At 70.9% G+C, this 18472-nt stretch carries 17 protein-coding genes and 1 pseudogene; 8 read left to right on the top strand and 10 right to left on the bottom strand.

Features of this window, described 5'->3' with window-relative positions; all coding sequences use genetic code 11:
• Positions 1 to 74: 74 nt before the first annotated feature.
• From ACWDAS_RS40580 to qcrB, 3 genes are all read right to left on the bottom strand, one after another.
• Positions 75 to 923 carry an alpha/beta fold hydrolase gene (locus tag ACWDAS_RS40580; protein ID WP_450400904.1) on the bottom strand — a complete coding sequence of 283 codons (849 nt, stop codon included), beginning with the start codon at positions 921 to 923 and terminating at the stop codon, positions 75 to 77.
• 242 nt (positions 924 to 1165) lie between these two features.
• Positions 1166 to 2116 (bottom strand): alpha/beta hydrolase, encoded by a 951-nt coding sequence (locus tag ACWDAS_RS40575; protein WP_450400902.1) that lies wholly within the window; start codon positions 2114 to 2116, stop codon positions 1166 to 1168.
• A gap of 106 nt (positions 2117 to 2222) precedes the next feature.
• Complete coding sequence (qcrB, locus tag ACWDAS_RS40570; RefSeq protein WP_450400900.1) at positions 2223 to 3827, bottom strand: cytochrome bc1 complex cytochrome b subunit; 1605 nt, start codon at positions 3825 to 3827, stop codon at positions 2223 to 2225.
• Positions 3828 to 4232: 405 nt separating this feature from the next.
• Here qcrB and ACWDAS_RS40565 point away from each other — a divergent pair, with 405 nt between their 5' ends.
• Positions 4233 to 5123 (top strand): RNA polymerase subunit sigma, encoded by an 891-nt coding sequence (locus ACWDAS_RS40565; protein ID WP_450400898.1) that lies wholly within the window; start codon positions 4233 to 4235, stop codon positions 5121 to 5123.
• Between the two features lie 689 nt (positions 5124 to 5812).
• The gene (locus tag ACWDAS_RS40560; protein WP_450400897.1) at positions 5813 to 6751 is read left to right on the top strand and encodes a sigma-70 family RNA polymerase sigma factor; all 939 of its coding nucleotides are present in this window, start codon (positions 5813 to 5815) and stop codon (positions 6749 to 6751) included.
• A gap of 270 nt (positions 6752 to 7021) precedes the next feature.
• Here ACWDAS_RS40560 and ACWDAS_RS40555 read toward each other — a convergent pair whose 3' ends face one another.
• Positions 7022 to 8377: an NAD(P)/FAD-dependent oxidoreductase gene (locus ACWDAS_RS40555; protein ID WP_450400896.1), complete on the bottom strand. Its 1356-nt coding sequence runs from the start codon at positions 8375 to 8377 to the stop codon at positions 7022 to 7024.
• 346 nt (positions 8378 to 8723) lie between these two features.
• Between ACWDAS_RS40555 and ACWDAS_RS40550 the strand changes: the two genes are divergently transcribed.
• A complete protein-coding gene (locus ACWDAS_RS40550) occupies positions 8724 to 9185 on the top strand; it encodes a hypothetical protein (protein ID WP_450400894.1) in 462 nt (153 codons plus the stop codon).
• A gap of 310 nt (positions 9186 to 9495) precedes the next feature.
• Here ACWDAS_RS40550 and ACWDAS_RS40545 read toward each other — a convergent pair whose 3' ends face one another.
• Entirely contained in the window at positions 9496 to 10392 is an 897-nt protein-coding gene (locus ACWDAS_RS40545; protein ID WP_450400892.1) for an RNA polymerase sigma-70 factor, read from the bottom strand.
• A 15-nt stretch (positions 10393 to 10407) separates the two neighbouring features.
• The gene (locus ACWDAS_RS40540) at positions 10408 to 11139 is read right to left on the bottom strand and encodes an SDR family oxidoreductase (protein WP_450400890.1); all 732 of its coding nucleotides are present in this window, start codon (positions 11137 to 11139) and stop codon (positions 10408 to 10410) included.
• A 246-nt stretch (positions 11140 to 11385) separates the two neighbouring features.
• Here ACWDAS_RS40540 and ACWDAS_RS40535 point away from each other — a divergent pair, with 246 nt between their 5' ends.
• Positions 11386 to 12150 (top strand): SDR family NAD(P)-dependent oxidoreductase, encoded by a 765-nt coding sequence (locus tag ACWDAS_RS40535; protein ID WP_450400889.1) that lies wholly within the window; start codon positions 11386 to 11388, stop codon positions 12148 to 12150.
• A gap of 38 nt (positions 12151 to 12188) precedes the next feature.
• On the opposite strand, the gene ACWDAS_RS40530 is transcribed toward ACWDAS_RS40535, so the two are convergent.
• Positions 12189 to 12455: a WhiB family transcriptional regulator gene (locus tag ACWDAS_RS40530; RefSeq protein ID WP_450400887.1), complete on the bottom strand. Its 267-nt coding sequence runs from the start codon at positions 12453 to 12455 to the stop codon at positions 12189 to 12191.
• Positions 12456 to 12947: 492 nt separating this feature from the next.
• Here ACWDAS_RS40530 and ACWDAS_RS40525 point away from each other — a divergent pair, with 492 nt between their 5' ends.
• The gene (locus ACWDAS_RS40525) at positions 12948 to 13445 is read left to right on the top strand and encodes an Ohr family peroxiredoxin (protein WP_450400886.1); all 498 of its coding nucleotides are present in this window, start codon (positions 12948 to 12950) and stop codon (positions 13443 to 13445) included.
• A gap of 192 nt (positions 13446 to 13637) precedes the next feature.
• Positions 13638 to 14822 carry a protein kinase domain-containing protein gene (locus ACWDAS_RS40520; RefSeq protein ID WP_450400906.1) on the top strand — a complete coding sequence of 395 codons (1185 nt, stop codon included), beginning with the start codon at positions 13638 to 13640 and terminating at the stop codon, positions 14820 to 14822.
• 104 nt (positions 14823 to 14926) lie between these two features.
• On the opposite strand, the gene ACWDAS_RS40515 is transcribed toward ACWDAS_RS40520, so the two are convergent.
• On the bottom strand, positions 14927 to 15274 hold the full coding sequence (locus ACWDAS_RS40515; RefSeq protein ID WP_450400885.1) for an ArsR/SmtB family transcription factor: 348 nt from the start codon (positions 15272 to 15274) through the stop codon (positions 14927 to 14929).
• A 74-nt stretch (positions 15275 to 15348) separates the two neighbouring features.
• Here ACWDAS_RS40515 and ACWDAS_RS40510 point away from each other — a divergent pair, with 74 nt between their 5' ends.
• A complete protein-coding gene (locus ACWDAS_RS40510; protein ID WP_450400883.1) occupies positions 15349 to 16569 on the top strand; it encodes a cation diffusion facilitator family transporter in 1221 nt (406 codons plus the stop codon).
• Positions 16570 to 16705: 136 nt separating this feature from the next.
• Here ACWDAS_RS40510 and ACWDAS_RS40505 read toward each other — a convergent pair whose 3' ends face one another.
• A complete protein-coding gene (locus tag ACWDAS_RS40505) occupies positions 16706 to 17083 on the bottom strand; it encodes a hypothetical protein (protein ID WP_450400881.1) in 378 nt (125 codons plus the stop codon).
• 266 nt (positions 17084 to 17349) lie between these two features.
• Between ACWDAS_RS40505 and ACWDAS_RS40500 the strand changes: the two are divergent.
• Positions 17350 to 17775: pseudogene (locus ACWDAS_RS40500) on the top strand (hypothetical protein); the annotation flags it as partial.
• Here ACWDAS_RS40500 and opcA read toward each other — a convergent pair.
• A partial coding sequence (opcA, locus tag ACWDAS_RS40495) for a glucose-6-phosphate dehydrogenase assembly protein OpcA (RefSeq protein ID WP_450400880.1) occupies positions 17709 to 18472 on the bottom strand: 764 nt, incomplete at its 5' end. The pseudogene ACWDAS_RS40500 and the gene opcA overlap by 67 nt on opposite strands.

Here is an 18472-nt window from a genome sequence, read left to right as displayed (position 1 = left end):
GCCCGCACCCCGCCGGGGGGGGGGGGGGCCGCCCCCCCCCCCCCCCCCCGCCCGTGGGGTCGTCGAGCCGCCGATCAGCGGACGGAGCGCGCGGCTTCCTCGATGATGTGGGCCGCGTCCTTCGGGTGCGACACGGTCACCGCGTGGGACGCCTGGACCTCCGTCACGTGGGCCTTGGCGCGCTTGGCCATGAAGATCTGGGTCTCACGGGGGATGTTCAGGTCGTCGGACGCCACCAGGACCCAGGACGGGATGGTCTTCCACGCGGGCTCGCCGGACTCCTCGAAGAGCGCGGCACCGGTCACGGGACGCTGGGTGGCCGCCATCACGTCCGTGGTGTGCTTGGGGACGTCCGCGGCGAACTGGTGGTGGAACTTGGCCTGGTCGATGTAGAGGTCGGTGCCCTTGGAGCCGTCGGGCGCGGTGAACGGGACCTCGCGCAGGGCGCTGCCGAGCGAGCTGCCGGGGAACTTGTCCGCCAGGCTGAAAGCGCTCTCGCCCTTGTCCGGCATGAAGGCGGCCATGTACACCAGGGCCTTGACCTTGTCGGAGCCGTAGGCGGCGTTGCTGATCACGGCGCCGCCGTAGGAGTGGGCGGCGAGGACGACCGGCCCGTCGATGCTCGCCACGAGGTCCTTGACGTAGGCGGCGTCGCTCTTCAGGCCGCGCAGCGGGTTGGACGCGGCGACCACGGGGTAGCCGTCCCGCTTCAGCTTCCTGACGACGTCGTTCCAGCTGGAGGAGTCGGCGAAGGCGCCGTGGACGAGGACCACGGTCGGCTTGGGGTCGTGCGAGTGGTCGCCGCCGCCCTTGGAGGCGACCGCCGGAGCGACGGCCGTGGCGAGCAGACCGGCGGCGGCGGTCACCGTGGCCATGATGGACAGCGGGGTGCGGATGTTCCGGGGGCGAGCATGACGGTTCACAAGAGGCCCTTTCGAAGTGGGGTGGATGTTCAGCCGTGTCCTGAAGGACGGACCCGGCGGTCATTGCGGCAGCGCGCTGCCGCAGGTCTTGGAGAGGTGGCTCGTGGGCGGCGGACCGGAGAGATCCGGGGCCTGCCGGGGCGGGCGCTCGCCGCGGCCGAGGACCGCATCGCCTCAGCGGTCCGGGCGCTTCACACGAGCGGCAGGGTGGCGGTGCGGCCGCGGCTCACCCGCGGTGGTCGTCAGTCGGTGTGCAGCGCGGTGTGCAGGGTGCGGGTGGCCTGCTGCATCGCGGCGGTGGTGGCCTGCGAGGGGCGGAGGGGGTTGAGCATCATGAAGTCGTGCAGCGTGCCGTTGTAGCGGATGCTGGTGGTGGGAACACCGGCCTGCGTCAGCTTGCGCGCGTACGCCTCGCCCTCGTCCCGCAGCACGTCGTTCTCGTCGACGATGACCAGCGCCGGCGGCAGCCCCTCCAGTTGCTCCAGACCGGCGCGCAGCGGGGACGCGGTGATCTCCGCCCGCTGCGCGGGATCGGTGGTGTAGCAGTCCCAGAACCAGGCCATCGCCTTCGCGGTCAGGAACGGCCCGTCAGCGAACTCCCGGTAGCTGTCGGTGTCCTGGGCCGCGTCCGTGACCGGGTAGTACAGCGACTGGTGAACGAAGGTCACATCGCCGCGCTGCTTGGCCATCAGCGTCAGTGCCGCGGCCATGTTCCCGCCCACGGAGTCACCGGCCACCGCCATGCGCGAGGCGTCCAGACCCTCCTCCGCCCCCTTCGCGGTGATCCACCGGGCCGTCGCGTACGCCTGCTCGATCGCGACCGGGTAGCGCGCCTCAGGCGAGCGGGCGTACTCCACGAACACCACCGCGGCATGCGCCATCACCGCCAGCTCCCGCACCAGGCGGTCGTGCGTGCCCGCGTTGCCGAGCACCCAGCCGCCGCCGTGCACGTAGAGCACGACCGGCAGGACACCGTCGACGCCGACGGGCTTGACGATGCGCACCGCTACGTCGCCCACCTCGGCCGGGACCGTGACCCACTTCTCCTGGACGTCGAACTTCTCCACCGGCGCCGCCTGCAGGTCGTCGAGGACCTTGCGGGCGCCCTCCGGACCCAGCTCGTAAAGGAAGGGCGGGTTCGCCGTCGCGTCGGCTATTTCCTGGGCGGCGGGCTCAAGAACGGGCTTGGTCATTATCTGACTCCCAAGATAGGAAAATTCTCTCGCATTTCCTTCACTCTTACGACAGAGGAACCCTCGAAGATGTGACACATCTCAGTGGAAAACTCGCCATCGCTACTCATCCGTGCTCGTCGGCGATTTCCCGGTATTCCCGTACGGTGGGCTTGGGAATCTGCGTCCCTTCCCCGTACAGGCGCCGGCTGAGCGCGGCGCGCAGCCGCCGGCCCCGGCCGGCCCCGTTCTCCGGGGCGAGGCGGATCGGCTCGTACTGCTCGTGCGCCGTCAGGACGTGGAGTCGTTCCCGGCCGAGCGGCTCGTGGACCTCGACGAACCCGCCGTTGGGCAATCGCTTGATGATTCCGGTCTCTCGGCCGTGCAGCACCTTGTCGCGGTCGCGGATCTGCAGACCCAGCGCCCACCGCTTCGCCACGAGGTACACCGCGAACGGCACGACGAACAGACCGACGCGAACGCCCCACGTCACCGCGTTGACCGAGACATGGAGGCGGATGGCGATCAGATCGTTCGCGGCACCGAGCAGCGCGACGAGGTACACGCTGATCCACGCGGCACCGAGTCCCGTGCGCACCGGCCGGTTGCGGGGCCTGTCGAGGAGGTGGTGGTCGCGGCGGCCGTCGTCGGTGACCCAGGCCTCGATGAACGGGTACACGCCGAGAGCGAGGAACAATCCGGCACCGGCCGCCAGCGGTAGCAGGTTGTCGAGGGCCAGGGTGTGGCCCCGGACGACGATCTCCCAGCCGGGCATGACGCGCAGCAGACCGTCGGCCACGCCCATGTACCAGTCGGGTTGCGATCCCGCCGTCACCTGGTCCGGGCGGTAGGGACCGTACATCCAGATGGGGTTGATCTGCGCGATCGAGGCGATGATGAGGATGACCCCGGCGACCAGGAGGAAATACGCTCCCGATTTCACGGCGTACGCCTTGAAGGGAATGCCGACGACATTCCTCTCGGTGCGTCCAGGACCCGCGTGCTGCGTGTGCCTGTGGCGAATCGACAGGACCACGTGGGCGACGAGAATTCCCGCCATGAGGGCTGGAATCACGAAGACGTGGAGCGTGTTGAAGCGCCCGATCAGGTCGTTCCCCGGGAACTCGCCTCCGAGCAGGAACATCGACAGGTAGGTGCCGACGACCGGAACGGAGAGGATGGTTCCGTTCACGACCGCGAGCCCGGTCCCGGAGAGGAGGTCGTCCGGGAGGTCGTATCCCGTCAGGCCCTCGAACATGCCCAGGACCAGCAGCGAGAAGCCGAGCAGCCAGGTGATCTCGCGCGGCTTGCGGAAAGCGCCGGTGAAGAGCACCCGCATCATGTGGGCGAACATGCTGGCGACGAAGATCAGGGCCGCCCAGTGGTGGGCCTGCCGGATCAGCAGCCCACCGCGCACGTCGAAGGAGATGCGCAGGGTGGAGTCGAATGCCTCCGAGACCGTCCGGCCCTGCAGCGGTACGTAGCTCCCGTGGTACTCCACCGCCCTCATCGACGGGTGGAAGTACAGCGTCAGATACACACCTGTGAGGACGAGCACGAGGAAGCTGTAGAGGGATATCTCCCCCAGCATGAAGGACCAGTGGTTCGGGAACGCCTTTCGCATCCCGGCTCTGGCGCGGTCGTCGACACCGAGTCGCGCACCGGCCCATTCCGCGATCTTCGTTCCCCGGTGCGGTCGTCGCGATTCGATGGGTTGGCTCCTGCTGCCCATGTTCCACTCACCATTCATCAGTCACCCGTGGCGGGTCCGGGGTCAGCCCCTCAAGTGCCACGTCGTCCGCGGGCAACGCACTGAAATCGCGGAACTCCCCGTGTGCCGCCGCCCGGTGATTTCACGGGCCGCTCATGAACCGGGCTCCCTGGTTCGGCACTCTCGTGCACTGCTTCCGCCTCTAGGACCGACCGGGCGGCGAAGATGTGACACGCAGTGCTACAACCCGGGCGGAATACTCGGCGGCAACACGCGGATGCCATGTCACGGGAGTCACGCCCTCCTGGTCTGAAGTAATGAGCCGGAAAAGGCAGAAGAGCACGTCACACAGAGGGGTTCAGCCGTCGAAAGTGCGTACTGCGCGCGGGCTGTGGTGTGCGTGTGGCGAGAGAAAGAGGTGGGGTCGTGGAGTTCACCGGTGACGGGCTGCCGATCGCGGAGTTGCTGGACGAGCGTCGGCATCTGCTGGATGTGGCGTATTGGATGGTGGGCGGTGCGGTGGACGCGGAGTGCGTCGTCGACGAGGCCTACCGCCGGTGGTTCGGCTTGTCGGAGGTGGCGCGCGCGGGGATCGTGACGCCTCGCTCATGGCTTGCGAAGACGGTGGGCGCGATCTGTCTGGCGCGGTTGACGGTCTCCGGTCGGGGCACGGCTGCCGGCCCGGATCCGGGGGCCGATGCCGCAGGTGGGCTGGGGGAGGAGGTCAGCCGTGTCCTGCTGACGGCATTGGACGCGTTGTCCCCGGCGGAGCGGGCCGCGTTCGTGCTCAATGACGTCTTCGGAATGGAATGGGGCGCGGTGGCGGACGTCGTGGGACGGACGGAGCCGGAATGCGTCGAGCTCGCCGATCGTGCCCGCCGTCGGGTGCGGGCGCGGCGCTCGTGCCCCACGTCGCCGCAGGAGCACGACACGGTGACGCGTGCGGTGCGGGAGGCCTGTGCGGGGGAGGACGTGGGGCTGCTCACGTCGTTGCTGTGCCCTGATGCCACGGCCTTCTTCGACGGCGGGGGCAAGGTCCGGGCGCCGGTCCGGCCGGTCCACGGCAGTGAGCAGGTCGCCCGCAGCCTGCTGACCCTGGTGGCCGGCCGGCCGCGCGTCTCCCTGTCGGACCAGTCTGTCAACGGCCGTACCGGCCTGGTGGCGCGCTACAACGGGCTGGTCGCCGCGGTCATCAGCCTCGACATCGCCGACCACCGTGTCGCCCAGGCCTGGATCGTCCTCAACCCCGACAAACTCCGCCCCTGGAACCACCCCGTCCTGGAGATCCCGGCCTCGCCGAAACCGGCGGCACCGTGACGGAACGTGGGCGCGAGGAGCCGCCACCACGGCATCCACGGGACGGGACACCCATCATCCATCGACAACGTGTCACCACTTCCGTGGCAATCGTGGGTCCGATTTGCGGTGACTTAGCTTGAATCATTACAAAAGGCCTCCTCGGTCCGCCCTTTGTCGGGCGTATGATCTGACACGATGGTTGGGTGGTACACGCACGAAGACACCGTGCACCGACCTGGGCCCACTGCTCCGGTAGCCGTCGGGACGTCGTTCCGCCCTTTTCTGTCACACGATCGGGCCGATCCCGGTCTATGGAGCAGACGGGATGGGAGCAGTCGTGATGTTTCGGGACCAAAGCCGCTGCGGCGGCCGAGCAAACGATGCAGCGTGTGACACTCTTTGCTTCCTTCCTGTCGTCCGTTGAGGACGAGACCGCGCGCGCGACGATGCCGAGCCTCGTGTGATGGAGGCGAACGGAGCGAGTCGAGGCGCCCCCGGGTGGCCCCAAACAGGCCCGGTCCGCCCCCGTCCGCCGAGCAGTGGCGGCCGGCACGCCTGACCGGACCGCCCCGGCCCACCCGGAGGGCGGCCCGGGGCGGCGCCGGCGCCGCCATCACACCTTCTCGCAACAAGAGCACCCAATCCGTGACCAGCAGCCACGGGACGACCCTGGACAGCGCGCCCAGAGGAACGGAGACCGAAGCATCATGCCGCTCGAGGCGTCCCCCGCCACAGACAGCCTTGACCAGGCTGCCGCCGCCTTCGTGGAGCTTCAGCCGCGTCTGTTCGGCATCGCGTACCGCGTGCTCGGCAGCGCTGTCGAGGCTGAGGACGTGGTGCAGGAGGTGTGGCTGCGTTGGCAGCGGACCGACCGCTCCGCGGTGGTCAGCCCGGCCGCCTTCCTCGCGACCACGACGACCCGTCTGGCCATCAACGTCGCTCAGTCCGCGCGGGTGCGCCGGGAGACGTACATCGGCCCGTGGCTGCCCGAGCCCATCGACACGAGTTCGGACCCCGAGGTGGGCGCCCAGCAGGCGGAGGCTCTGGAACTCGCCCTGCTGCTGGTGCTGGAAAGACTCAGCCCCGGCGAGCGCGCGGCGTACGTGCTGCGCGAGGCGTTCGACTACTCCTACACCGAGATCGCGGAGATCCTCCAGGTGAGTCTCGTCAACGCGCGGAAGATCGTGAGCCGTGCCCGCAAACACCTGGCGGCCGAGCAGCGGGAGACCGTCGACACGGGGGAACACCGACGCCTGCTGGAGGCTTTCCTCTCGGCGGCCAGGACTGGGGACGTGGCCTCGTTGGAGGCCCTTCTCACCCCGGACGCGGTCAGTCTGTCCGACGGCAACGGCATCCGGGGAGCCGCCCGCGTTCCCGTACTGGGCCGTGCGCGCGTGGCGAACCTGGCGACCGCCACCCCGGCGTTCTGGCGCGACGCGGACCACCGGCGCGTCGAGGCCAACGGGCGTACGGGAGTGATGATCTACCGGGACGGCGAGCCCACGACGCTCCTGGCGATAGCCGCAGCCCACGAGGGCATCTACCGGTTGATGTGGGTGTTCAACCCGAGCAAGATCGCGGCGTTCCTCGACTCGCGCCACCGTCCGGCACCGGGTGCGATCGCCGCGGCCGGTGCCTGGGGGTGACCCCGGCCGACACCGTCACGCGCCTGTGGCGGACCGTCATGGAAAACACTGTCCCACACTTTGTTGGGATGGTGAAGATCGGTGAATGCCCCGGCTGTGCGTCGTAGGCACTGGGGACCGGGGCACATGGTGTGATCGGGCCGGGCCCCCGCGGGCGGATCACCATCGGCGGGTCGTCGCCCGTGCGGCACTCGTCGGGCGCGGTTCCCGGCCATGCGGGGGAGCCGGCCGAGCCGGCTCCCCCGCATGGCCGGGGTCGTTTCCCCGCGCTCACACCGCCGTGCGGTCGCCCACCCGGTTGCCGTCGGGGCGCCGGGGACCGGCACTGGTCACGAAGGCGTCCCGCGGGTGCTGCACCGAGGCGAGGGAGACCAGATCCCGGCCGAACAGGGCTGCGGTGAGCCAGACGGCGAGCACCCGGACCTTCCGCTCCCAGGTGGGCACGGCGAGTACGTGGTAGCCCCGGTGCATCACCCAGGCGGGGAACCCCTTGATGACGATGCCCTTGTACTGGAAGATGCCCCGCCCCAGGCCCAGCGTGGCCACCACTCCGAGGCTGCTGTGGCGGTAGTTGCGGATCGTGCCGCCGCGCAGGCCGGCGACGATGTTCTTCGCCAGGCGCTTTCCCTGCCGGACCGCGTGCTGGGCATTCGGTACCGTTCGCGCCCCCGGCACGGGCGAGGCCAGGTCGGGCACGGCCGCGTCGTCCCCGGCCGCCCAGACCTCGGGCACCGGCTCGCTGTCCGTACCGACCCGGAGATCGGGCCGGACCACGAGCAGGCCGCGCTCGTCGACCGGCAGGTCGGTGTGATTGTGCACGACGGGGTTCGAGGCGTTTCCCGCGGTCCAGACGATCAGCTCCGAGTCGAACTCCTCACCGCTGGACAGCACGACGTGCCCGTTCTCGGCCGAGACGAGCTGGGTGTTCAGGTGCACGCGTGCGCCACGGCGTTCCAGGTGGCGCACGACCCAGGCACCGGGCTTGTCGCTCACCTCGGGCAGGATGCGGTGCCTGGCCTCGACCAGGTGGAAGGACAGCTCCTCGAAGCTCAGTTCCGGATAGGACTTGAGCATCGCGGTGGCCAGCGACAGCAGTTCGCCGAAGCCCTCGACACCGGAGAACCCGCCGCCCACGAACGTGACGGTGAGCAGCTTCCGCCGCTCGGCCCCGGGTGGCAGCGACGCCGCCTGGTCGAACGCGGTCAGCAGCCGGTCGCGAATGGCCACCGCCTCCTCCACGTGCTTCAGGCCGATGGCGTGCTGAGCGAGGCCGGGGATGGGGAAGGTACGGGTCACGGCGCCCGCGGTGACCACCAGGATGTCGTAACGGAGTTGGTGGTCGGCTCCGTTCGCGGGCCGGACGGTGACCTTCCGGTCCGCGTGGCTGATCTCGGTTACGCTGCCCGCGATCAGCCGGGTCCTGCGCAGGTGCCGGCGCATCGACACCGCGGCGTGGCGTGCTTCGACCGAGCCGGCGGTCACCTCGGGCAGGAAGGGCTGATAGGTCATGTACGGACGCGGGTCGACGACGGTGACCCTCGCTTCTCCGGCCCGCAACGTCTTCTCCAGGCGCCAGGCGGTGTAGAAGCCCGCGTAGCCGCCACCGACGATCAGGATCTCGCGCATGTTTTCCTCTGTTTCTCTCCGTCACCAGAGAGACAGCACAGGTCAGGACAGTGTGACAAGGTTGCCGGAGCGGGCGATGACCCACTGTTCGACGAGGTGACACCGTCTGCTACGTTCCAGAGGAGTCGGCTTCGGACCGGGAACGGGCCGATGCCCACGGCGGTTCCGCGTGATCCACCGGCATGCCCGTGGGCCGGGTCGGACGCTTCCGGGCGCCCGGTCCCGCCACGCGGCGCCGGCCGCACCCCCGCCACGCGCGACAGATGCGGTCGCGGGGCCGGGCCACCGGCCGCACCCGCCGCGGGACACCCCGGTCCCCCTCGCCCCTCACCACCGGGAGCCACAGGTGCGCGACGCACTCCTGTCCGCCGTACTCGTCACCACCGCCTCGCTCGGCCTGTTCGCCACGGCGTGCGCCGACGGTCCGCCACCGGGCGGCGAACCGTCCGCGCGGGCCGCGCAGGGGCTGCGGGTCGGTGCCGTCTGCTCCTCGCACTTCGACTTCGCCACCGACGTCTCCTGCGGTCTGCTGGACTTCGGCGACGTGCGCTTCCGCTGCTCCGGCACGCACAGCGCCACCTGTCCCAGGACCCGTTCGGTGATCCTGGAGAACATCGGGAGAACGCCGGTCAGACTCGTGACCGTCAGCGGGTCGGCACCGGGCGAGAGACACGAGACCGTCTTCCGCACGCCGGCCTCCGGAGCCCGGCAGGTCCTGGCGCCCCGCGCGGGCGACACCTACCTCCTCGACATCATCCTGCGCGCGGACAACGGCCTTGCGGCGGTGGGAGTCATCGACGTCTCCTGACATCCGCGGTCACCGGCGCGAGCTCATCGGACAGGCCGTGGGCCGGGCGGATCCCGCAACTGTCACGTACGCGCGGGGAATCCGGTCTTCCCTGTGGGGGGAGTGATCCCGGCCGGCCACCCGGAGTGGTCGGCACATGCCCCCACGGATGCGCTGTCGCGCACGCGACGCGAGCAAGGGATGGTCTGCATGTCGTACCCAAAGCAGGTCTACTTCGGAACCGGCGGCGAGGTCAACGCGAACTTCCGGCCGGCGCCGCCGCGGGCCCGGGGCGTCGTCCCCGGACCCGGCACGGGGCCGCCGCCGGCGCTCAGGCGCTCATGGCGGAGAGCTTCGACGGGTTCATCATCCACAGCACCCGGTCGATGCCCTCCGGGGTGACGCTCACCGTGAGGACGGTGAACACGGTGCCGTCACGGGACAGGCTCATCGCGGGTCTGCCGTTGACCTCGACGGGTTCCGCCGTGACGCCGGCCCAGAAGCGGTCGGCGAACGCGTGGACGTACTTCACCACACGCTGACGGCCCACGACGGGGAACTTCGACGCCCGGACGGCGCCTCCGCCGTCGGCGTACGAGACGACGTCCTCGGCGAAAAGCTTCTCCAGGACGGCCACGTTCCCCGCCTGGGCGGCCGCCACGAACGCCGTCAGGAATCGCTGGTGCTCACCGGCCTCGACGCCGGCCCGCTTCTCCGCGGCCAGGTGCTTCCGCGCCCGGCTCACCAGTTGGCGCGCATTGGCCTGCTCCACGCCGATGATCTCCGCGATCTGCGCGTACGGGTAGTCGAACGCCTCCCGCAGCACGTATGCCGCCCGCTCCGCGGGGGTGAGCTTCTCCAGGAGCATCAGCACCGCGACTTCCAGTGCCTCCCCGTTCACAGCGCCCAGCGCCGGGTCGCTCGCGGTGTCCACCGGCTCCGGCAGCCACGGGCCCACGTAACTCTCACGGCGGGCCCTCGCCGACTGCAGCACGTTGATGGCGAGCCGCGTCACCGTCGTCGCAAGGAACGCCCGCGCGTTCTCCACCTTGGACCGGTCATAGGTCTGCCACCGGATCCAGGCCTCCTGGACGATGTCCTCCGCTTCGCTGACGCTGCCGAGCATCCGGTAGGCGATGCCGAACATGCAGTTGCGGGCCTCGCGGAACGCCTCCTCCGCTTCCCGGAGGTCCTCGGCGCGGGCCGGTGAATCGTTCGTCGACGGCATGGTGCGGCGGCTGGTTCAGGAGAGCCAGTCCTTGTAGTGGGTGGGGGCGATGCGGGCGTCCTTCCCGCCGGTGAGGACGTCACCGTGGGCGGCGGCGAACATGCCGGCGGTGTCGTCGGTGACGACGGAGCGCCCGTCCCCCTTGGCCGCGATGGTGATCCGGCCGATTTCGTCGAGGGGGTAGACATCGGGTCCCGCGATGTTGAGGACGCCGTTGAGCGGGGTGCCCGCGGCGACTTCGGCGACGACGCGGGAGACGTCCGCGGCGGCGATCGGCTGCAACGGCGTACGCGGCAGCCGGACCGTGTCGCCCTCGGTGGTCCAGGACATGGTCGCGTCCATGAACTCCATGAACTGCGTGGCGCGGACGATGGAGTACGGAATCGCGCCCGCCTTCAGGATGTCCTCCTGGAGCACCTTGGCCCGGTAGTAGTCCAGGTCGGGCACCTGGTCCACGCCGACGATCGAGAGGATGACGACGTGTCCGACGCCGGCCTTCTCGCTCGCCGCGAGGAGGTTGTCCATCGACGCCTGGAAGAAGGCGGGAGAGGCGTCGTCGAAGGTCGGGGAATTCGTCAGGTTCACGACGACATCGGCGCCTGCCACGGCCTGCTCGACGCCCTTTCCGGTCACGACGTCCACGCCCGAGGACAGGGAGTACGGGACGGCCTGGTGACCGGCCGCGTTGAGGTTCTCCACGACCCGTGACCCGATCAGCCCGGTTCCGCCGATGACCGCGATTTTCATGGCTTTACCCCTTTGCCGGTGGTTCTCCGGAGTACATACCGTTATGCCCTAAACCTACCCTCGCGGGAGTCGGCGCGCCTGGGCGGCCGCCCCCGGCGGAAACCGGGGGGACCGCACGACACCGTGTGCGGGAAGTCAGTGTGACATCGACCCCAATCACACCCTCGGCACACGGTCCCGATGCCCGGCGGGACGCACCCTGGTAGCTTGTTCGATGGTCAACGAACATCGAACAAGGAGAATGTGATGACCATCGCTGCGGACCTGCGCTTCTCCGGAAGCGTCGCGATCGTCACCGGAGCCGGATCGGGCATCGGCCGCGCCACCGCCATCGCCCTGGCCGAATCCGGGGCACAGGTGCTCGGCGTGGGGCGGCGGGAGGAGGCACTGAAGGAGACCGCTCGCGCGCACTCCCGCATCGCGATCCTCCCGCTCGACATCTGCGCCGACGGCGCCGCTGCGACAGCGGTCGCCACCGCGGTGGAGCGGTGGGGGCGACTCGACGTCCTGGTGAACAACGCGGGCACCACGGCCGTCATGCCGCTCTCGGAAACGGACCGGTCGGTCATCGAGCATCTGTTCGCCATCAACGTGACGGCACCGAGCCTGCTCGCCCACGCGGTCCTTCCGCATCTGCGGGAGTCCTCCGGCTCGATCGTCAACGTGTCGAGCACCTACGGTCACCGTCCCCTGCCGGGCGGCGGGCACTACGCCGCGACCAAGAGCGCGATGGAGCAGCTGACGCGTACCTGGGCCCTCGAACTCGCGCCGGAAGGAGTCCGTGTGAACGCGATCGCGCCCGGCCCCACCGAGACGGACGTGCTGACCGCGGCAGGCCTGTCCCCGGAGGCCATCGACTCGATGCTCGCGTACGAACGCGACCGCATCCCGACGGGCCGCCTCGGTGACCCCCGGGACGTCGCGGACTGGATCGTGCGTGTCGCCGATCCGGCGGGGACGCACATCACCGGTCAGGTCATCACGATCGACGGAGGGCTGGAACTCGTCTGATCCATGCGAACCGGGCGGGACGGCGGCCCCGACGCGGATCAGGCGGCGGGTTCCGTCGCCTCTCGGGCGCACCCCCGGATGTCCCGGCGGCGCATCTCACGCCGTTCGCTCTCCGTGGTCCCGCCCCAGACCCCGTCCACATGGCCGGCTGCCAGGGCCCACTCCAGGCACCGGGCCATGACCGGACACCGGCGGCACACGGCCTTGGCCTCGTCGATCTGTACCCTTCCCAAACCGCTGCCGCTGATCGGGAAGAACAGTTCCGGATCCACCTCACGGCACGCGGCGTCATTGCTCCAGTCCACGACAGCCTCCTCGTCGAACCGAACTCGCCGGCCTCCTGTCACGTCTGCGGGTGGCGGACGACCCGGCCGGCCGGTCGTCCTCACCAAGGCCTCGACATGGAGACCCATACGTCGGCGAATATGTGACATCGACCGGGAAGATCGTTTCCTGGCCGATCGCGGAGACACGCCGCGATCGTGACGGCCGGACGGCAGACCCGGCGACGCGTCGGCGCCTTCCGCGCGAAATCCACTGCGTCGTCTGTCACACACCGATCGGCTGATTGGTCAAGGTCATTGAGCAGGTCCCGGCCTTCCCCGGGATGACGAAGGGCAGACCATGGAGACCACTGTCAGGTGCGGTGGGGAGACGGCCGCTCGCCTGCGGGCGTGTCCCGGTCCGCGAGAAGACATCCGGGCGACCTGGGGTGCGCCCTGTCGAGGCGTCGGACTTCCCGGCCTCTCGCCGAGCCCCGCAGCGTCGCCCCACTCCCCCACGGACGGAGCCCTCCGGTGAACAACCCGATTCGCTTGCCCGACCTGTCCCCCGCCCAGGATTTCGACGGCCCCGCCTTCTCCCCCATCTACACGACGACCGTGACCGTCAGCGGTGGCGAGGCACACCACGCCCGGGCCTCGGGCAGGGCCCGCTCGGACGACGGGATTCTGGACCTCGGCTTCCGGCTGCCCGCCGAACTCGGCGGCGACGGCACCGGCACGAATCCGGAGCAACTGTTCGGCGCGGCACTCGCGGCCTGCTTCCACGGCGCCCTCAGCCTGATCGCCCGACAGGCCGGAGTGAACCCCGCGACGATCTCGGTCGAGGCGACCATCGCCTTCGGCCGCGATCCCGGGGACGGCGGCTATCTGCTCCATGCCGACGTGGTGGTCAGATGGCCGGACGTGGACACGGCGATCGCCGCCCCGCTGGTGGCGAGAGCCGACGCGCTCTGCTCCTACACCAAGATGCTCCGGCGGGGAACACCGTCGACCGTCACGCTGGCCTCATAGGGCCGTGGTGCCCGTCGCCGGAGATCCGCCGGACGCCGGTCGGGGGTTCGTGCGGCCGGGGGGCGCCCGGGTGGCTCCGTGTGTACGGCTGAAGTACCGTACGGGGTGATCAGTTGACTCCCACTTCGAGGTTGTGCGCACGTGCTGGTGGCGGATCGATATCGGCTGGACGCGTCCATCGGCCGCGGCGGAATGGGCGAGGTGTGGCGGGCCACCGACGAGGTACTGGGGCGTCCTGTCGCGGTGAAGTTGCTGCTGGGCGACGGATCCGACCCCTCGGCGGCCGCGAGGTTCCGGCTGGAGGCGCAGACGGCCGCGCGCCTGAGTCACCCCCATGTCGTGGCGGTCTTCGACTTCGGTTCCTGGGACGGGCGCTTCTTCCTCGTCATGGAACTGGTCGACGGGTACAGCCTGGCCCAGCAACTGGAGTCCGGACACCTGCCGGGGGCGGAGCAGGTCGCCGTCGTCGCCGCGCAGTCGGCCGCCGGACTGGCCGCCGCCCACCAGCAGGGAATCGTCCACCGCGACATCAAGCCCGGCAATCTGATGCTCGACGCCGTCGGCTCGGTCAAGATCGGCGACTTCGGGATAGCCCGGTTCGTCGACGATCCCTCCACCGCGCTCACCATGACGGGGCAGATCGTGGGCACCAGTCTCTATCTCGCCCCGGAACGGGCCTTGGGCCGTACCGCGGGCCCGGCCTCCGACGTGTACGCCCTCGGCTGCGTTCTGTACCAATTGCTCACCGGCCGGCCGCCGTTCCAGGCCGAGACCCCCACGGCCCTGCTCTACCAGCACATCGACAGCGCGCCCGTGCCTCCGTCGCAGCTCGGCGTGCACCTGCCCGCCGCCTTCGAGTCCTACCTCCTCGGGCTCCTGGCGAAGCAGCCGGAGCAACGGCCGTCGGCCCAGGAAGTGGCCGACTGGTTCCGCAACGACGCCTGGCGCGGGCAGCCGTCCTCCTTGCCCCTCGCCACCGCCTCGACCGCCCCCGTGCGCGAGGTGGGGAACGGGTCCGGGCCCAGGACCTCGCACATTCCGCCGTCGACGACGCGGGCCGCGTCCCGGCGGCGGTCAGCGCCGGCGCAGCGGCGCAGCCCCGGCGAGTTCATCAGGTACCGGCCGCGCGTCGCGAGCGCCATCGCCGGAGCGGTCGCCTTCCTTGTGGCGGTGCTCATCGGCATGGTCTGGTTCTCACCGGAGAGCAGCTCCGCCAAGACCCCCACCGCCGATCCGAGCGCGACGGCACCCCAGGGGACCGCGCCCTCACCCGGTGCCGGCACGTCGTCGGCGCCCTCGTCACCGACCGATCAGGACGGGAACGAGGACGGATCACCGGGCAAGGACAGCGGCCCGAAGAAGGACCACAAGGACTGACGCGAGACGCCGCCCGCCCGCGGCCGGGCGGGAACGCCGGCCACGTGCCGTGAGCGCGGCCCCGCACACTGCGCGCGTCCCCGGGCAGGACACGCAGAACGGCCTCAGTCGTGCGGGGGTTTGCCGCTCAGGCGATGGTCCGCCAGGTTGAGCACCTCATCGACGAGTCGCCGCAGATGGCCGTCGGGAAGCCCGTAGATCACGCGGCGGCCCTCCTTGCGCGAGGAGACCAGGCCGGCGAGGCGGAGCTTGGCCAGATGCTGGCTCACGGCCGGGCGTGCGGCACCGACGCCGGCGGTCAGCGTGTTCACGTCCGCCTCGCCGGAGAGCAGCGTGTGCAGCAAGGCGAGGCGGGTGCGGTCGGCGAGGAGGGAGAGGATCTCGGCCCCCTGCGCGTACTGATCGACGCCGGGCTCTCGCGGGTGCGCATCGTGCGCAGATGAGAGGTGCATGCGTGCGTTCATATGCACATAATGGAGGGAAGGCTCGATCCGCGTCCACCGAGGCCCTCCCGAAAGGCCGTCCCATGAGCGCCCGGCACCAGCACGACCACCCGCACGACCACGAACACGCACACGGTCACCGGCCGCACGGGCACCAGGACGGGCACGCGCACGGCCATGACCACGCGACCGGGAAGGGCGCGGGCAATCCGGCGCGGTGGCGGCACCGGCTCGGGCACGTGATCCGCCCGCACTCGCACGAGTCCGCCGACAAGGTGGACAAGGCCCTGGAATCCTCCGCCGAGGGCATGCGGGCCCTTTGGACCTCGCTGGCGGTCCTCGGTGTCACGGCGATCGCCCAGGCGGTGGTGGTCGTCCTGTCCGGGTCGGTGGCGCTGCTGGGCGACACCGTGCACAACGCGGCCGACGCCCTCACCGCGCTGCCGCTCGGCGTGGCGTTCGTCCTGGGCCGCCGGGCCGCCACACGCCGCTTCACCTACGGGTACGGCCGCGCCGAGGACCTGGCGGGCATCGTCATCGTGCTGACCATCACCGCCTCGGCGGGCTTCACCGCCTGGACCGCGGTGGACCGCCTGCTGCACCCGCGGGACATCGGCTATCTCCCGGCCGTCGCCGTGGCCGCCGTGATCGGCTTCATCGGCAACGAGTGGGTCGCCCGCTACCGGATCCGCGTCGGGCGGAAGATCGGCTCGGCGGCGCTCGTCGCCGACGGCCTGCACGCCCGCACCGACGGCTTCACCTCACTGGCCGTCCTGCTCGGCGCCGCGGGCGCCGCGGTGGGCTGGCGGCCGGCGGACCCTGTCGTGGGCCTGCTCATCACCGCCGCGATCCTGATGGTGCTCCGCGACGCCGCGCGCGATGTCTTCCGCCGCGTCATGGACGCCGTCGACCCCGCCCTCGTCGACGACGCGGAGCGCGCCCTGCGTGACGTGCCGGGCGTGCGGCGGGTGAGTGAACTGCGCCTGCGATGGATCGGGCACCACCTGCGCGCCGAGGTCGCCGTGGTCGTGGACGGGAGCCTGAACGTACGCCAGGCCCACCACGTCGCCGTCGAGGCCGAGCACGCCCTGCTGCACGCCGTCCCCCGGCTGACCGCGGCCCTGGTGCACGCCGACCCCGCACCCGTGCCGGGCATGGCCGACCCGCACGCCGAGCTGGCCCATCACGCCGCCCGAGGTACGCCCACGCACCGCCTCACGCCGCACGGGCCCCGGCCCGCGGTATCGGCCGCATCCTCTGCGCGGAGTACCCCGACGACATCCGCGAGCCCGCGGGCATGCTGATCGCCTCCGACGCCCTGGGCATCGGCGCCGCGGTCCTGGCGCCGCTGTTCGTCCGCAAGCTGACGGCGATGCAGCACCGCAAGGCGACGCAGGGCCCGGTCGCCCTGGCCTGACCCGGGCGGCGACACGTCCGGGCTCACATGGCGTGGACGAAACCGCCGCGGGCGCGGCCGCCGGTGAACAGCCCCTCCCAGTCCGGCTCGTCGACCTCCGAGGGCAACTCGTCCAGCGAGACGACCACCGCACCTCCGGCCCGCGCCACGCCGTCGCACCAGGCGCCGATGGCGTCGGGCTCCTCACTGGGCGGAAGCGTCGGGACGACGCACCCGGCGTCACCGGGGCCGTCGATCAGGCACAGAGTGAGCCGTGCGGCGATGCTCCACCCGTCGCAGGTGGGCATCCGCCCACCGGGGGCGTGCAGCGGCGGCAGGGACGTGTGTACCGGGGCACCACCCAGAAGCACGAGGGGGACAGGGCCGTGGACGAAGTGCGCGTTCTCGCGCGGCAGCAGCATGGGCTCACTGTGGCACGGGGCGCCACGGCCCTCTCCACTGGGCCGGCCACGCCACCGGGGTGACCGGCTCAGGGGAGCAAACCCAGCTGATCCGCGAGGGGTTCGAGGGTGTCCACGTGGAGAGCGGCCGGTGGGACGGCCCGCGTACCGAAGCCGTGGGCGTGGACATCGGGAGGGCGGCGTGCCGGCGCGCGCGGGGGGCGTGTCAGCGTGCGGTCAGCGCCGTGTCAGCGGGGGTGGGCAGTCTTCGGGGCATGGACACCGTCATGGCGGACCGAAGCGCCCCTGCCGGCACCGCCCGCCCACGTTCCGCGAACCCCGCCTCCGCCGCGTTCGTGCGCTTCGTGGTGTGCGGCGGGGGCGTGGGGCTGGCGTCGTCGGGGGCGCTGGTCGCGCTGTCCGGGCCGGTGCCCTTCGCGGTGGCGAACGCGGTGGTAACGGTGGCCTCGACCGTGCTGGCCACCGAGTTGCACGCGCGCTTCACCTTCCGCGGGGGCCGCGCCGGGTGGCGGACGCACCTGCAGTCGGCACTGACGGTCGTGGTCTGCTACCTGTTCACCACGGCCGCGATGCTGGCCCTGCAGGCGGTGTGCGCCGCCCCCGGCGTGCTGCTGCGGCAGTCGGTCTACTTGGCGGCCTCCGGGCTGGCGGGGGTGGGCCGCTTCTTGGTGCTGCGCGCGGTGGTCTTCGCGCGGCGGAGCGGCGCGGGTTCGTCGGTGTGGCGCAGCGCCGCGGCGTACATCTCGTCGGGGTCGAGCCGGCGCAGCTCCTCCGCGATGAGTTCGGCCGTGGGGCGCACCTTCAGCGCGAGGTGCCGGCTGGGCTGCCCGGGGATGGACAGGGTGGCGAGCGGGCCCTCGGGGCGGTCGATGTGGATCTCGCCGTCGGCGGTGCGCAGCCGTACCGCGGTGACCACCGGGCCGTCGGTGACGACGCGGTCGACGGGCACCCGGAGGCGGTTGCCGAGCCAGCGGGCCAGGAGTTCGGCGCTGGGGTTGTCGGCCTCGCTCTCGACGGCGGCCGACGTGACCGTGGCCCGGGCCTGGTCGAGCGCGGCGGCGAGCATGGACCGCCAGGGGGTGAGCCGGGTCCAGGCCAGGTCCGTGTCGCCGGGGGTGTATCCGGAGGCCCGGGTGCGCAGTTCCTCGAGCGGCGCCTCGACGGCGTAGGCGTCGGTGATCCGGCGCTGCGCGAGCGCTCCGAGGGGATCGGCGGCGGGATTGTCGGGCGCGTCGACGGGCCACCAGACCACCACCGGGGCGTCGGGCAGCAGCAGCGGCAGGACCACACTGTGGGCGTGGTCGGCGAGTTCGCCGTGGAGGCGGAGCAGCACGGTCTCGCCGGTGCCGGACTCGCCGCCCACGCGCACCTCGGCGTCGAGGCGGGCGC

It is taken from the genome of Streptomyces sp. NPDC001070 (assembly GCF_053598835.1).
The sequence above is the reverse complement of the archived record's forward strand: the minus strand, read 5'-3'. Positions and strand labels throughout refer to the sequence as shown.